Source organism: Pseudomonas sp. S2_A10 (assembly GCF_054668465.1).
In genome coordinates, this window is record NZ_CP162773.1 from 24,394 (window position 1) to 39,174 (window position 14,781).

Genomic DNA, 14,781 nt, shown 5'->3' on the forward strand with positions numbered 1-14,781 from the left:
AAATTCGAATTTCTCAACTAAGAGAACTCACAAATTTTACCTTAGCCTGATCCGTTACCAGTGAAAGTAACGTTCAGTCTATCTTTCTATCACATACCCAAATTTTTAAAGAACGATCTAATCAAAAGACTAGAAATCAATATTCAGCTCGAATATTCATTTCTAAACTCTCAAACTTCGAAGCAGTTTATGGTGGAGCCAAGCGGGATCGAACCGCTGACCTCCTGCGTGCAAGGCAGGCGCTCTCCCAGCTGAGCTATGGCCCCATAACAAAATTGGTGGGTCTGGGCAGATTCGAACTGCCGACCTCACCCTTATCAGGGGTGCGCTCTAACCAACTGAGCTACAGACCCAATTTCGAGCTTGTAACTGTTAGCTCAGAGCTATCAGCTTGGAGCTTAAAGCTGCTTCTATCGTCTTCTTCAATGAATCAAGCAATTCGTGTGGGAGCTCATGCAGCAGCTGATGTCGTCGATTAAGGAGGTGATCCAGCCGCAGGTTCCCCTACGGCTACCTTGTTACGACTTCACCCCAGTCATGAATCACACCGTGGTAACCGTCCTCCCGAAGGTTAGACTAGCTACTTCTGGTGCAACCCACTCCCATGGTGTGACGGGCGGTGTGTACAAGGCCCGGGAACGTATTCACCGCGACATTCTGATTCGCGATTACTAGCGATTCCGACTTCACGCAGTCGAGTTGCAGACTGCGATCCGGACTACGATCGGTTTTATGGGATTAGCTCCACCTCGCGGCTTGGCAACCCTTTGTACCGACCATTGTAGCACGTGTGTAGCCCAGGCCGTAAGGGCCATGATGACTTGACGTCATCCCCACCTTCCTCCGGTTTGTCACCGGCAGTCTCCTTAGAGTGCCCACCATTACGTGCTGGTAACTAAGGACAAGGGTTGCGCTCGTTACGGGACTTAACCCAACATCTCACGACACGAGCTGACGACAGCCATGCAGCACCTGTCTCAATGTTCCCGAAGGCACCAATCCATCTCTGGAAAGTTCATTGGATGTCAAGGCCTGGTAAGGTTCTTCGCGTTGCTTCGAATTAAACCACATGCTCCACCGCTTGTGCGGGCCCCCGTCAATTCATTTGAGTTTTAACCTTGCGGCCGTACTCCCCAGGCGGTCAACTTAATGCGTTAGCTGCGCCACTAAGAGCTCAAGGCTCCCAACGGCTAGTTGACATCGTTTACGGCGTGGACTACCAGGGTATCTAATCCTGTTTGCTCCCCACGCTTTCGCACCTCAGTGTCAGTATCAGTCCAGGTGGTCGCCTTCGCCACTGGTGTTCCTTCCTATATCTACGCATTTCACCGCTACACAGGAAATTCCACCACCCTCTACCATACTCTAGCTTGCCAGTTTTGGATGCAGTTCCCAGGTTGAGCCCGGGGATTTCACATCCAACTTAACAAACCACCTACGCGCGCTTTACGCCCAGTAATTCCGATTAACGCTTGCACCCTCTGTATTACCGCGGCTGCTGGCACAGAGTTAGCCGGTGCTTATTCTGTCGGTAACGTCAAAACAGCAAAGTATTAATTTACTGCCCTTCCTCCCAACTTAAAGTGCTTTACAATCCGAAGACCTTCTTCACACACGCGGCATGGCTGGATCAGGCTTTCGCCCATTGTCCAATATTCCCCACTGCTGCCTCCCGTAGGAGTCTGGACCGTGTCTCAGTTCCAGTGTGACTGATCATCCTCTCAGACCAGTTACGGATCGTCGCCTTGGTGAGCCATTACCTCACCAACTAGCTAATCCGACCTAGGCTCATCTGATAGCGCAAGGCCCGAAGGTCCCCTGCTTTCTCCCGTAGGACGTATGCGGTATTAGCGTTCCTTTCGAAACGTTGTCCCCCACTACCAGGCAGATTCCTAGGCATTACTCACCCGTCCGCCGCTGAATCCAGGAGCAAGCTCCTCTCATCCGCTCGACTTGCATGTGTTAGGCCTGCCGCCAGCGTTCAATCTGAGCCATGATCAAACTCTTCAGTTCAAACATCTTTGGGTTTTTAAGAAACCCTAAACTTGGCTCAGCAATCGTTGGTTACATCTTTGATTTCTCGCGGAGTAACTTGTGATGCTGATAATCTTGTTGACTATCAGTCTGACTGCACAAGCACCCACACGAATTGCTTGATTCAGTTGTTAAAGAGCGGTTGGTTAAGATCTTTCGTCTCAACCGAGGCGCGCATTCTACAGCAGCCTCATTTGCTGTCAAGTGATTATTTTCAGAAGTTTTCGAAGAATTCTTCAACAACTTCAACCACTTGCGCTTCCGATCTCTCGTTAGCGGGAGGCGAATTCTACAGCGTTAATCGCTGCTGTCAACACCTCTTTTTCTCCGCTTTCGACCGAGAAGATCGAACCGTTAAAAGAGCTACACATCACTGCTCTTTCAACTCCTTCCAGACTTCGATGACCTGAAGCAAGCCGCTGTCGAAAACCGCGTAACTCTTTGAATCTCAAGGAGTTTTCCGTTTCGACTGCGCCGGAAGTGGGGCGAATTATAGACCTCTGGAATCTGCCGTCAACCGTTAATTTCGCTTTTCTTTCAAATCAGCAAAAACGCTTTCTATATATAGACGCGACCCCATCCAATGCGCAGTATATTGCCCACTACCACAACAATACTGTGTTTTTGCCTTGGATGCTGCCGCGCAATGAATGATCAACCCCGCTCCCTTGCTTCCACATTGTTTCCGGTTTGCCTGCTCATGATAGCCATGGCGTCCATCCAGTCGGGCGCTTCTCTGGCCAAAAGCATGTTCCCCATTATCGGCGCACAAGGAACAACCACTCTTCGCCTGATCTTTGCCAGCGTGATCATGCTGCTGATACTGCGCCCATGGCGTGCAAAGCTGACCGCCAAGTCTCTTCGTACCGTGATCGTCTACGGAATGGCATTGGGTGGAATGAACTTCCTCTTTTATATGTCGCTGCGCACAGTGCCGCTGGGCATCGCCGTTGCGCTGGAATTCACCGGCCCTCTGGCTGTAGCTATATATGCGTCTCGCCGAGCCATCGATTTTGTATGGATTGCGCTTGCTGCGGCCGGCTTGCTTCTATTGATACCTACCGGGGCAACCACTGTCGGCATTGATCTGGTCGGAGCGGGCTATGCGCTGGGCGCCGGGGTCTGCTGGGCGCTGTACATTTTATTCGGGCAAAAGGCCGGCGCCGATAACGGGGTGACGACGGCAGCCCTCGGCGTAATGATCGCCGCGCTGTTCGTGGCACCGATCGGAATCGTTCATGCCGGTGCTGCGCTGCTTACACCATCGTTGATTCCAGTCGCTATCGGCGTTGCCATTCTGTCGACCGCCCTGCCCTATACCTTGGAGATGGTCGCGCTGACGCGTATGCCCGCGCGCACCTTCGGCACGCTCATGAGTATCGAGCCGGCCTTCGGCGCGCTGTCAGGCCTGCTTTTTCTCCAGGAATACCTTTCATTGTCACAATGGCTGGCCATCCTGTGCATTATTCTGGCTTCAGTGGGCGCAACCATGACCATGGGTAGCGGAGCAAAGCCTGCTGTCGCGGCTGACTGAAGCGTAGCGAAAGTGGCTCTGGTAATTGGCGCTCATTTAGGCCATGTTTAGCTGCGTAACCCATCGCCAGGCATGGATTTTTTTCGCAAAGGACGGCACCACGCTGCAAACGCGAGCGAATACAGGCAGACCCGAGCACCAGACTCGCGGCCGCTATTAAGGATGGTAATGAAACGAATTTTGCTAATGATCGCCCTGCTGGCGATCGCGAGTTGCGCGGCGACTTCGGAAACCCAGGTCAAACGCGGCAAGAAGGGACTGCACATCAACTGTTCCGGTCTTTCATCCTCATGGGACAAGTGCTACACCAGCGCAGCCAACTCCTGCGCCCCCAAGGGTTACAAGGTGATCGCCAAATCCGGGGATGTCGTCGAGGAACCTGGCGATTATCCGTTCGGCCTGAACCCCGCCGGTTATACCAGCCGCAGCATGATCGTCATCTGCAAATAACTACTCGGCTCGCGGCAAAGCGAGCTGACGTGTAATTTCCTCGTGACTCGAGCGCAACACCGTACGCTGCACGTCCGGTGCTGCCAGCATCCGCGCAACCACCAATGCGCCCACGCATTGCGACAGCACCGACCAGGCCAGACTCTCGCTTTCCAGTATCTCGGCCCAGCCCTGCTGAAGGCGGCAGATCCATTCTTCAGCCTGCTCACGCACCTGTACATCGGCACGGGCAATCTCCGCGCCCAATGTCGGCAGCGCGCAACCGGACTCTGGTTGCTCGACGTGGGCCATGCTCAGGTACTGCTTCAGACAACGCTCCAGCCGCTGCCGATCTGCACCGCCCTGGCCACCAAGGCGCTCAAGACTTTCACTCAACTCTCGCTCGACGATGGCAGCGAACAACGCATCCTTGGATGCAAAGTGGCTGTAGAACGCGGCGCCACTCAAACCGATGGCTTTCATCAGGCCATCCACGCCCACCGTGGAAAACCCCGATTTCTTTGCCGACAGCGCGCTGCTTTGCAGCAATCGTTCGCGGGTTTCCGATTTGTGTCCGGCCGAATAACGCATGTCATCTCCTGAAGTAGATCGCCTTGACGCTGCCCAAATCCTAGCATAACGTTCGTTAACTAAACGATCGTTAACCCAAAGGGATTCACCCATGAATAACAAGAAGGTCGTGTTGGTTGTCGGTGCCGGTGATGCCACCGGCGGGTCGATTGCCAAGCGCTTTGCCAGTGAGGGGTTTATAGCCTGCGTGACCCGGCGCAGCGCCGACAAATTGCAGCCTCTGGTTGACGCAATCATCGCTGAGGGCGGTGAGGCCCATGGTTTTGCCTGCGATGCGCGCAAGGAAGAAGACGTCATCGCCTTGATCGAAGACATCGAAACCCGCGTCGGCCCGATCGAAGCCTTTGTTTTCAACATCGGCGCCAACGTGCCCTGCAGCATTCTCGAAGAAACCGCGCGTAAATATTTCAAGATTTGGGAGATGGCCTGCTTCTCCGGTTTTCTCAATGCCCGTGAAGTGGCCAAGCGCATGGTCACTCGGCAGCGCGGTACGATTCTGTTCACTGGTGCCACGGCCGGGTTGCGCGGCGCCTCTGGATTTGCCGCTTTCGCTGGAGCCAAACATGGCATCCGCGCACTGGCGCAAAGCATGGCGAGAGAGTTGGGGCCGATGAACATTCATGTCGCCCACGTCGTAGTTGATGGTGCGATCGATACCGACTTCATCCGCAACAGCTTTCCCGAGAAATACGCGACCAAGGATCAGGACGGCATTCTCAATCCCGAGCACATCGCTGAAAACTATTGGTATCTGCACAGTCAGCCACGGGATGCCTGGACTTTTGAGCTGGACCTTCGGCCCTGGAACGAACGCTGGTAAGCCCTCCTCCCTCATTACAACAATAAGAGCGCAATTTGATCATGACGAAAACCGTGGAATTCTATTTCGACCTCGGCAGCCCCGCCACCTATCTGGCGCACACTCAGCTAGCGAAAATCTGCGCCGATACCCAGAGCGAACTGATCTACATCCCGATGCTGTTGGGTGGCGTGTTCAAAGCCACCGGCAACGCTTCGCCGGCAATGATTCCGGCCAAGGGCCGCTACATGTTTCAGGACCTCGATCGTTTCGCCAAACGCTACGGCGTACAGCTCAGATTCAATCCGCACTTTCCAATCAACACACTGATATTGATGCGTGCCGTCACTGGCATGCAGATGCGCCAGCCGCAGCGTTTCGCGGAGTTCGTCGATTGCCTGTTCAGGGCGCTTTGGGTAGAAGGTCGTAACCTCAACGATCCGCAAACCATTGCTGCCGTGCTGACTGAAAACGGCTTAGACCCCCAAGAGATAATCGCGCTGACCAACGATGAATCAGTCAAAGCCGCACTCAAGGAAAACACCGAAGCCGCGATCAAGCGCGGCGTTTTCGGTGCCCCCAGCATGTTTATCGGCGATCAGTTGTTCTTCGGTCAGGATCGACTCGACTTCGTGGAAGAGGCATTGCGCCAGGACTGAAGCCAAGCCCCAAGGCACCGCGAGCGGCGCCTTGGGTAAATCGATCAAATGGCCACAGTGCGCTCGTTCAACCAGCTCAGCGCCGCGCCATCCAGCAATGGACTCAGTCGCTCACGCACTTCGCGGTGGTAGTCGTTCAGCCACTGCTTTTCTTCGTGGGTCAGCAGGTCAGCAATCAGGCAGCGGGTATCGATCGGGCACAGCGTCAGGGTTTCAAACTTGAGGAAGTCGCCGAATTCGCTGCTGCCGGCCTCACGGTTCATCGCCAGGTTTTCGATGCGCACGCCCCAGCGGCCCGGGCGATAAGTGCCGGGTTCGATCGAGGTGATCATCCCCGGCTGCATTGCCGTTTGTGGCGCCGGTGCCGCCTGATAAGCGATCACTTGCGGACCTTCGTGAACGTTGAGGAAATAGCCCACGCCATGACCAGTGCCGTGACCGTAGTCGACGTTGTCAGCCCAGATCGGCGCACGAGCGATGGCGTCGAGCAGCGGCGACAGAATGCCTTTCGGGAAACGTGCCCGCGACAAGGCAATCACGCCTTTCAGCACGCGCGTGCAATCCTGCTTCTGCTCTTGCGTCGGCGTGCCCACGGGGACCATCCGCGTGATGTCAGTGGTACCGCCGAGGTATTGGCCACCGGAATCGATGAGCAACAGACCATCGCCCTCGATCAGCGCATGCTCTTCTTCGGTAGCGTGATAGTGCGGCATCGCGCCATTGGCGTTGAACGCGGCAATCGTGTTGAAGCTCAGCGAAACGTAATCGGGACGACGTTCACGGGCAGCGGTAAGTTTCTCGTCGATGGTCAGTTCGGTGATGCGCTCGCGTCCCCACGCCGATTCCAGCCAGGCAAAGAATTCGCACAACGCCGCGCCATCCTGCTCCATCGCTTTGCGGATGTGCTGAGCGTCGGCTTCGCTTTTCTGCGATTTGGCCAACGTAGTCGGGTTGAGGCCCTCGACCAGTTTCACGCCACTTTCGAGGTTATCCAGCAACCCCGTGGTCACTCGCGCCGGATCGACCAGCAGGCTCGCGTCACTCGGCACAGCACGCAACGCATCGGCCACTTCGCTGTAGTCACGCAGCGTCACGCCATCCTGCTCCAGTACGGCGCGCAGATCGGCATCGACCTTGCTCAGCGCCACGAACAGCGTGGCCTGTTGCTGATTGATCAAGGCGAACGAAACAAACACCGGATTGAACGAGACATCACCACCACGCAGGTTGAACAGCCAGGCGATGTCATCCAGGGTGGCGATGAAGTGCCAATCGGCGCCACGCTCTTGCAAGGTTTCGCGCAATTTCGCCAGCTTCTCGCCACGGCTGACGGTCGCTTGCGGCGGCAGATGCTGATAGATCGGCGCGTTCGGCAGGCTCGGGCGTTCACGCCAGACTTCCTGCAACAGGTCGATATCGGTACGCAGGCGAGCGCCGCGTGCTTCGAGTTTGCTGCTCAGCGTACGCGCCGACGCCACTGCCATTACCGCGCCGTCGACCGCAACCACGCCGCCCTCAGGGGTTTGTTCGGCCAGCCAGTCCAGCGGGCTCGGTTGCCCCGGTTGCAGCTTGACCAGTTCGATGCCGCTGCCGTTGAGCTCTTTCGTCGCCTGTTCCCAGTAACGACTGTCGGCCCACACACCGGCGAAATCAGCGGTGACGATCAGCGTACCGACCGAGCCATGGAAACCCGACAACCATTGCCGGCCCTGCCAGTAACCCGGCAGGTATTCCGAAAGATGCGGGTCGGCGGACGGCACCAGCAGCGCATGGATGCCTTCGCGGCGCATCAGTTCACGGGTATGCGCCAGGCGCTGAGGCACCGATCCTTCGGTCAAGGTGTGGGAACTCATCATGTCTCCTGCTAATCGCGTCATCGTTATTGTTCGTAGCCTTCGCGGCCATGGAAAGCGTCTGTTTAAAGCCCTGTCGCCCAGAATGCCGGGGCACTGGCGCAGGCAGTTGTGATCAGGTCAACGGCCTTGTCGACATCCTCGACGGTGGTAAACCGCCCGAGGCTCAAGCGAATGGTGCGCCCCGCCAGCCGCGCATCGTGCCCGAGCGCGAGCAGCACGTGGGACGGTGCGTTGCTCGCGGAATTACACGCCGACGTCGCGGAAAACGCGATCGAATGGTTCAACGCGGCGCTGTTGAACTCGCCCTCGCTGAAGGTCAGGCTCAGGGTGTGCGGAATACGTTGCGAGGCACTGCCATTGAGGCGCACGCCGGGCAACTTCAAAAGCTGTTCGAGCAAGCGTTCGCGCAAAGCGATGATGGATTTTTTCTCTTCATCGAATGCGTCGGCGGCCAAAGCGAAAGCAGCGCCCATCCCGGCAATCTGATGAGTCGCCAGGGTTCCGGAGCGCAGGCCACCTTCATGACCGCCGCCGTGGATCTGTGCCTGCAAGCGTTGCTGCGCCTGCGGGCCGACATACAAGGCGCCGATGCCCTTGGGGCCGTAGAGTTTGTGTGCGGAAAACGACATCAGATCCACCGGCCAGCGGCTCAGGTCGATCGCGACTTTGCCCGCGCCTTGCGCCGCATCCACATGAAACAACGCCTGCCGACTGCGCACCACTTCGCCAATCGCCTCGACATCGTTGACCGTGCCCAACTCGTTGTTGACCAGCATCAGCGAGACCAGAAAGGTGTCGTCACGCATCGCTTCGCTGACCGCTTGCGGCGTGATCAAGCCTTGGGCGTCCGGCACCAGATAGGTCACGGCAATGCCCGAGTCCTGCAATTGCCGCGCGGTGTCGAGAATGGCCTTGTGTTCGATCTGACTGGTAATGATGTGCCCGCCGCAAACGCCACGGGCCTGAGCGACGCCTTTGAGGGCGAGGTTGTTGGATTCGGTGGCTCCGGAGGTCCAGACAATCTGCTCAGGCTGCGCGCCGACCAGATCGGCAACTTGCCGGCGCGCCTGCTCGACCGTCTGCCGGGCCTGCTGGCCGAAAGCGTGGGAGCTGGACGCCGGGTTACCGAAGTTACCGTGAAAACCCAGACATTCGATCATCACCTGGATGACCCGCTCGTCCACCGGGGTGGTGGCGGCGTAATCGAAATACAACGGACGTGTGTTCATAAAGGACTCGCAGAGCGTGTTCCGGGATCAGGAGGCTCGTATCTGCAAACGACAATGCACAGCCTCGTGAGCTGTGCATGGGGTTCGAGAGCGTCATCAATACCTGATCGGATGCCGTTAAAGAAGTAGGGCTTCATTTAAAAGTGCGTAGGAACGCTCCTGAAACCGAGCTTAACAGGCATCGGGCCGGCGATTGAAGCAATGCGTCAGTGAAAGCTTTCCAGAAGTAACGGATACAGCGAGATCACCAACAGCGCCGCCATGCCCCAATTGAACACGCACAACCAGCGCGGATCTTTCAGCACATTGCGCAACAGCGTGCCGCATGCGGCCCAGAGGCCGACACTGGGCAGATTGATGACGGCGAACACCGCCGCGATGATCACGACGTTATAGAAATAACCCTGCATCGGCGTGTACGTGCTGATGGCACCGATTGCCATGATCCACGCCTTGGGATTGACCCACTGGAACGCTGCGGCGCCCAGATAGCTGATCGGTTTCGCCTCGCCGTGGGCACTGTCGCCGACCGGGCCGGAGTGGGCGATTTTCCACGCCAGATACAACAAATACGCCGCGCCGACATAACGCAGCACCGTATACAGAATCGGATAGGCCTGAAACACCGCGCCAAGGCCGAAGCCCACCGCTACCACCAATAGAAAGAAGCCGCAGCTGATGCCGAGCATGTGTGGAATGGTGCGGTTGAAACCGTAATTCACTCCGGACGCGAGCAACATGGTGTTGTTCGGCCCCGGTGTGATAGAGGTGACAAGGGCAAACAGGGCAAAGGCCAACAGCAGATCAAGCGAGAGGTTCATCGAGGCAGTCCATCCAGGGTCATTCAGCTGTTGACCCTATCCCACACGGCCCGGCAAACCCACGGACAGTTAGGGAAAACTTCAAGCAGTACAGTTTGCTTTCAGCTTGGACGACCGTGCAGCTGTATGGCACGCTCGGCGCTCATCTCACCCTGTTGGTCGAAGCCAAAAGTCTTCTGCGGCTGACCGAGCAATTGAGCTTTTTTCGCGTGGTATTCGTCGAACGACAAGCCGCTGCGGTTCAGCGCTTCCAGCGCCAGTTCGCGGGATTCTTCAGCGGTGTAAGGGCGCAGCTCGGGCGAAACATGGCCGGCACAACCGGCGAGTACGGAAACAGCGAGCATCAGCGAAACAGTCAGTAAACGGTTCATGGGAGCGTCCTGGCGAGCAATGTGGGGTCGATGGAGAAAGGCTACGCCCGGGCACGCTCGCGCAGAAATCAACGCTCTCAATAGTGGCTATCAGCTTTGCGCTAATACTGGCTGACCGGCAAACGGCAGTGCAGCGCGTCGTCGTGGCTGCGGGCGATACTGCTGTGCACCTGGAACGAATTGAAGGTCACGGTTTTCGCCCGATGGGTGCGGATCAACTGCCAGAAATCCTCTTCGCCGCGTTCGAAACTGCGAAATGCCGCCTCCCCCGCTTCGCGACTTTGCCATTGCAAAAAGCTCAGCACGCGGCGGCCGTCGTCGCTGGCCTGCACGCTGGCGCTGAGAAACCCGTCGTAACGCTGGGCCAGCCCCTCGGTCTGCGTGGCCAGTGCCGAGACCAGCGCTGCTTGCTGGCGGGGTTCGATTTCAAATTCGATCAATTGGGTAAAGCTGCGATTGCTCATGGAAAGCCCCCACTCATGTTGAAGCGAGCCTTGCGACCCGAAGAGCTGCAGGGTAAAACCTCTAGTTAAGTCAAGGTCAAGAGCATTTTCAGCATGATCAGCATGATCAGCAAAGACCAGGTGCACAAGCCTCTCACCGTGGGCGAGGTTGCGGCGCGCAGTGGCGTCGCAGTCACGGCGCTGCACTTTTATGAAGCCAAAGGTTTGATCAAGAGTGAACGCAATGCCGGCAACCAGCGCCGCTATCCGCGCGCCGTCCTGCGCCGGGTGGCGTTGATCAAAGTTGCGCAACGGCTGGGGATACCGCTGGCGGAAATCGGCGAAGCGCTGAAGATCCTGCCGCAGGATCGCGCGCCGTCGGCGGCGGACTGGAAAATGCTGTCTGAACAATGGCAGCGCGAGCTCGATGAACGGATCAGGCAACTTACGCTGATGCGCGATCAGCTCACCGGGTGCATCGGCTGCGGCTGTCTGTCCATGGAGGCGTGTCCGTTACGCAATAAAGGCGACATGCTCGGTGACCGAGGGCCAGGCCCGCACTTTCGCGATGAGTGATGACGCTGCTCGTCGGCGAACAATTTGCGCAGCAAGGACGGTTCTATAGTGATTGCTCCGGGTAAATCCGGTGTAACCACATCTGTTGAAAACAAAAACAGGGAGAACGTCATGAGCGTCAAACCCATTCCCGAGGGGTATCACAGCATTACCCCGTATCTCGGCATCCAACAGGCCGCCGAGGCCATCGAGTTCTACAAGAAAGCCTTCAATGCCAGCGAAGTCATGCGCCTGACCATGCCCGACGGCAATATCGGCCACGCCGAACTGCGTATCGGCGACAGCGCGATCATGCTCGGCACGCCCTGCGACCAAGGGCCGTTGAGCAATCCACAGCAGGCGGTGTCGATCGGCTTGCACCTGTATGTCACCGATGTCGACCAGTCCTTTCAACAAGCGCTGGATGCCGGCGCGCAAAGCGTCTCCGAGGTCAAAGACCAGTTTTACGGTGACCGCAGCGGTACCTTGAGAGATCCGTTCGGCCATCTGTGGTTTCTCGCCACGCACAAAGAGGATCTGAGCGAAGAGCAGATTCGCCAGCGGGCGATGGAGATGTTTAACCAAGGTTGAGGTTTTTCACCTCGAATCAACCGGCAAAAATGCACTGCCGATGTAATTGCGAAACATTTACTTTCATATCCGCTTTCGGGATTTTCTTCGCTCATCCGTCTTATAGGAATGCAGGCCGTTCGCGTAGGCAAAAGCCACGAACGGCCTCCCGGGGGAGTTCCGTGCTGCGAAGCCCGTAGCCCGGCCCCTTCCACCGCAATCAAGACGCGCAATCATGTCGAAGAAATCCCGTTCCAAACTGTGGTTCCTGGTGCATAGCTGGCTGGCGTTGCCGATCTGGTTCTTTGTGTTGATCGTCTGTGTTACCGGCACGCTGGCGGTGGTCAGCCAGGAAATTGTCTGGCTGGCCAACCCGCAAATGCGCGCCAGTCAGCCGTCGGACGATGCGCCGCGACTTAGCTACGACCAGATTCTCGCCGCGATCAAACAGGCCGAGCCGCAAACCCTGGTGCAGAGCATCAATCGTCCGGACGAGTCGCACTTTGCCCTCGATGTCGAAGTCAGCTACCCCGACGGGCGCTCGTTGACGGTCTATGTCAATCCGTACACGGGGGTCATTCAGGGCACCGCGCCAGCCTTCGATTTCAAGGCCTTTACCCGCGCCCTGCATGGCTGGTGGCTGGTGCCGTTCACCAATGGCTATAGCTGGGGCTGGTATCTGGTGTCATTGCTCGGCGTGCCGATGCTGGTGTCGCTGATTACCGGGCTAGTGGTGTACAAGCGCTTCTGGAAAGGTTTTCTGCGCCCGACCCTGCGCGTACGCCACGGTGCGCGGATCTTCTGGGGCGACTTTCATCGCCTGTGCGGCATCTGGTCGATCTGGTTCATCGCGGTGATCTCGATCACCGGCATCTGGTTCCTGATCAAGGCGATCCTGTTCGATAACCAGATTTCCATTTCCAGCGAACCGATTATTCCGGCGATGTCCCGCGAAAGTGTGCCGATCTCGGCCGCCGGCACCCCGCCGCCGCGTATCAGCCTGGACCGCGCCATCGAAATCGCCCAGCAGAAGATTCCGGGGCTGGAGGCCAGTTACGTCAATCTGCCTGGCAATGCCTACTCACACATGAGCGTCAGCGGCCGCGGCTGGTATCCGCTGATGTACCAGACCGCAACACTCAACCCGTACAACGGCGAAATGGCTTCTTCTCGCTTGCTGTCCGATCGATCCTCGCTGGAATTCGTCACCGAATCCATGCGCCCGCTGCACACCGGTGACTTCGGCGGCATCTGGATCAAGTTGATCTGGTTCTTCTTCGGTCTGTTGCTGAGCATGATGATCCTCAGCGGCCTGCTGATCTGGACCAAGCGCACCGCGTTGGCCACCGCCAATGCGCTGAAACGCGAGGACAAGAAAAACCGCGTCACCGCCCAACCGGCGCTGCGCCGTGAACCTTCGGAGGCCAGCCTGTGAACAAAGCCATCTCGGTCACACCGCCGTCGCTCCTGTCGCGTTTCTGGCACAAGTGGCGTTTCCACATCAATGTTCTGCTGTTGCTGATTCCGCTGGGTTTCATGCCGAAATACTTTGCCGATGCCTCGCTGTTTCGCGGCGACAGCGGCCTGGGCCAACGTGAAATAGGCACCGTTCAGGTTGGCCCGTGGAGCCTGCGTCTGGCCGAGTTACGCGAAGAGGCGCCGCACCTTAGCGGTCCGGCCGGCTATATGAAGGATTTCACTGCCGCCGTTTGTGATACCTGCGTCGAACAGGTCAAGGCCACTTACCTGCGCATCGGCAAACCGCGCAGTCTGCGTGCCGCCGGCACGATCTTCTTCGGTACCCCTTACCGCATGGGCACGCAGATGCCGATCCCGGCAAAGACCAAACCTGACGCCGAGCTGTGGATCACCATGGAAGGCTGGGACGGCAGCATGCACCAAGCCGCGATTCCCCTGAGCCAAGCCTCCCCCGCCACGGTTGCGTGGCTGAACAAACAAGGAGCCAAACCATGACTCGCTCACCCTTCCACCCCCGCCTGCTGGCTGGTGCCGCACTGCTGGTGCTGAGCGCCGGGTTCAGTGCCAGCGCCCTGGCGCACAATCCGATGTGCGAATGCAAAGCCATCGATGCCGAACAGATCAAATGCACCGGCGGTTTCTCCGATGGCAGCGGCGCGCCGGGGGTGACGCTCGACGTGATCGGCTACGACGAAACCATTCTGGTGCCGGGCAAACTGGGCGAAGACTCGACCCTGACGTTCAAGAAGCCCGGCAGCGAGTTCTATGTGCTGTTCGACGCTGGCCCCGGCCACGTTGTGGAAATCGACCAGGCGGATATCGAAGCCCCATGAGTAGCCCGACGACGCAAGTGGTACGCCCGGCCGGCGCCGGTCATGAAACCCTCAATGTGCTGCTGTTGTGCCTGCTGATCCTCGCGGTCGCCGGCTCGGTGGTGGCGTGGCGCGGGGTTTCCCATGAACCGGAGCCGGTCGCCAGCAACCAGTACGACGCCCGCCGCGATCTCAGCGCCGCCGAGCAAGGCATCTATGCCGACCTGCGCGTGACCCTCGACGAAATCCGCTTGTTGCGCGAAGAGCAAAAAGCCCTGCCGACACCACAAATGCTCGCCGAAGAAGGTTTCGCGCCGTTCGCGCAGGATGCCAGTTCGGTCAGCCGTGGCGGTCACGCATGGCAGATGTTCGCCGATCGTGCCTATTTCGGTCGGAGTGCGACGCCTGATGTCGCCGGTTCGTTTTTGATGCGTGTCGGCACTGACGCCAACGCGGCGCCGGACATCTGGCTGAACCGCAGCGCCGACCTCGCGCCTGCGGAGGATCTGTCCGACGCGGCGCTGTCCGCCGCTGGCTGGAAACAGATCGTCGCGCAATTCGATGCCGGGGTTACCCGCGAACATCGCCATTGATTCCTC

General features: G+C 57.8%; 16 protein-coding genes, 2 tRNA genes and 1 rRNA gene. 10 read left to right on the plus strand and 9 right to left on the minus strand.

Features of this window, described 5'->3' with window-relative positions; genetic code table 11:
- Positions 1-190 precede the first annotated feature (190 nt).
- From AB4N41_RS00095 to AB4N41_RS00105, 3 genes are all read right to left on the minus strand, one after another.
- Positions 191-266, minus strand: a tRNA-Ala gene (locus AB4N41_RS00095).
- A gap of 10 nt (positions 267-276) precedes the next feature.
- Positions 277-353, minus strand: a tRNA-Ile gene (locus AB4N41_RS00100).
- 123 nt (positions 354-476) lie between these two features.
- A 16S ribosomal RNA gene (locus tag AB4N41_RS00105) occupies positions 477-2,013 on the minus strand.
- A 667-nt stretch (positions 2,014-2,680) separates the two neighbouring features.
- On the opposite strand from AB4N41_RS00105, the gene rhtA reads away from it, so the two are divergent.
- Together rhtA and AB4N41_RS00115 are read left to right on the plus strand one after the other, a co-directional pair.
- Positions 2,681-3,568 carry a threonine/homoserine exporter RhtA gene (gene rhtA, locus AB4N41_RS00110; protein WP_252876664.1) on the plus strand — a complete coding sequence of 296 codons (888 nt, stop codon included), beginning with the start codon at positions 2,681-2,683 and terminating at the stop codon, positions 3,566-3,568.
- A gap of 168 nt (positions 3,569-3,736) precedes the next feature.
- Complete coding sequence (locus AB4N41_RS00115; protein WP_095182157.1) at positions 3,737-4,018, plus strand: hypothetical protein; 282 nt, start codon at positions 3,737-3,739, stop codon at positions 4,016-4,018.
- Here the strand turns inward: AB4N41_RS00115 and AB4N41_RS00120 are convergent, their stop codons facing one another.
- Positions 4,019-4,588: a TetR/AcrR family transcriptional regulator gene (locus AB4N41_RS00120; protein ID WP_095182158.1), complete on the minus strand. Its 570-nt coding sequence runs from the start codon at positions 4,586-4,588 to the stop codon at positions 4,019-4,021.
- Positions 4,589-4,679: 91 nt separating this feature from the next.
- On the opposite strand from AB4N41_RS00120, the gene AB4N41_RS00125 reads away from it, so the two are divergent.
- Together AB4N41_RS00125 and AB4N41_RS00130 are read left to right on the plus strand one after the other, a co-directional pair.
- Positions 4,680-5,408 (plus strand): SDR family oxidoreductase, encoded by a 729-nt coding sequence (locus AB4N41_RS00125; RefSeq protein ID WP_252876665.1) that lies wholly within the window; start codon positions 4,680-4,682, stop codon positions 5,406-5,408.
- Positions 5,409-5,449: 41 nt separating this feature from the next.
- Positions 5,450-6,046, plus strand: a complete 597-nt coding sequence (locus tag AB4N41_RS00130) for a 2-hydroxychromene-2-carboxylate isomerase (RefSeq protein WP_252876666.1) — start codon at positions 5,450-5,452, stop codon at positions 6,044-6,046.
- 44 nt (positions 6,047-6,090) lie between these two features.
- Here AB4N41_RS00130 and AB4N41_RS00135 read toward each other — a convergent pair whose 3' ends face one another.
- From AB4N41_RS00135 to AB4N41_RS00155, 5 genes are all read right to left on the minus strand, one after another.
- Complete coding sequence (locus tag AB4N41_RS00135; protein ID WP_252876667.1) at positions 6,091-7,899, minus strand: aminopeptidase P family protein; 1,809 nt, start codon at positions 7,897-7,899, stop codon at positions 6,091-6,093.
- Between the two features lie 65 nt (positions 7,900-7,964).
- Entirely contained in the window at positions 7,965-9,131 is a 1,167-nt protein-coding gene (locus AB4N41_RS00140; RefSeq protein WP_252876668.1) for an aminotransferase class V-fold PLP-dependent enzyme, read from the minus strand.
- A 206-nt stretch (positions 9,132-9,337) separates the two neighbouring features.
- Complete coding sequence (locus AB4N41_RS00145; RefSeq protein WP_252876669.1) at positions 9,338-9,952, minus strand: LysE family translocator; 615 nt, start codon at positions 9,950-9,952, stop codon at positions 9,338-9,340.
- A 101-nt stretch (positions 9,953-10,053) separates the two neighbouring features.
- Positions 10,054-10,323 carry a hypothetical protein gene (locus tag AB4N41_RS00150; protein WP_016770723.1) on the minus strand — a complete coding sequence of 90 codons (270 nt, stop codon included), beginning with the start codon at positions 10,321-10,323 and terminating at the stop codon, positions 10,054-10,056.
- A gap of 101 nt (positions 10,324-10,424) precedes the next feature.
- Positions 10,425-10,787, minus strand: a complete 363-nt coding sequence (locus AB4N41_RS00155) for an antibiotic biosynthesis monooxygenase (RefSeq protein WP_056788591.1) — start codon at positions 10,785-10,787, stop codon at positions 10,425-10,427.
- Positions 10,788-10,889: 102 nt separating this feature from the next.
- Between AB4N41_RS00155 and soxR the strand changes: the two genes are divergently transcribed.
- The 6 genes from soxR (at position 10,890) to AB4N41_RS00185 (ending at position 14,775) form a co-directional block, all read left to right on the plus strand.
- Positions 10,890-11,342, plus strand: coding sequence for a redox-sensitive transcriptional activator SoxR (gene soxR, locus AB4N41_RS00160; protein WP_056788635.1), 453 nt, complete (start codon positions 10,890-10,892; stop codon positions 11,340-11,342).
- A gap of 111 nt (positions 11,343-11,453) precedes the next feature.
- Positions 11,454-11,912, plus strand: coding sequence for a VOC family protein (locus AB4N41_RS00165; protein WP_056788589.1), 459 nt, complete (start codon positions 11,454-11,456; stop codon positions 11,910-11,912).
- A 214-nt stretch (positions 11,913-12,126) separates the two neighbouring features.
- Positions 12,127-13,326 (plus strand): PepSY-associated TM helix domain-containing protein, encoded by a 1,200-nt coding sequence (locus AB4N41_RS00170; RefSeq protein WP_016770800.1) that lies wholly within the window; start codon positions 12,127-12,129, stop codon positions 13,324-13,326.
- Positions 13,323-13,865, plus strand: a complete 543-nt coding sequence (locus AB4N41_RS00175; RefSeq protein ID WP_056788587.1) for a hypothetical protein — start codon at positions 13,323-13,325, stop codon at positions 13,863-13,865. Before AB4N41_RS00170 ends, AB4N41_RS00175 begins: the two co-directional genes overlap by 4 nt.
- A complete protein-coding gene (locus AB4N41_RS00180) occupies positions 13,862-14,203 on the plus strand; it encodes a hypothetical protein (protein WP_056788584.1) in 342 nt (113 codons plus the stop codon). Before AB4N41_RS00175 ends, AB4N41_RS00180 begins: the two co-directional genes overlap by 4 nt.
- Positions 14,200-14,775, plus strand: a complete 576-nt coding sequence (locus tag AB4N41_RS00185; RefSeq protein WP_056788582.1) for a DUF6162 family protein — start codon at positions 14,200-14,202, stop codon at positions 14,773-14,775. Before AB4N41_RS00180 ends, AB4N41_RS00185 begins: the two co-directional genes overlap by 4 nt.
- Positions 14,776-14,781: the final 6 nt, after the last annotated feature.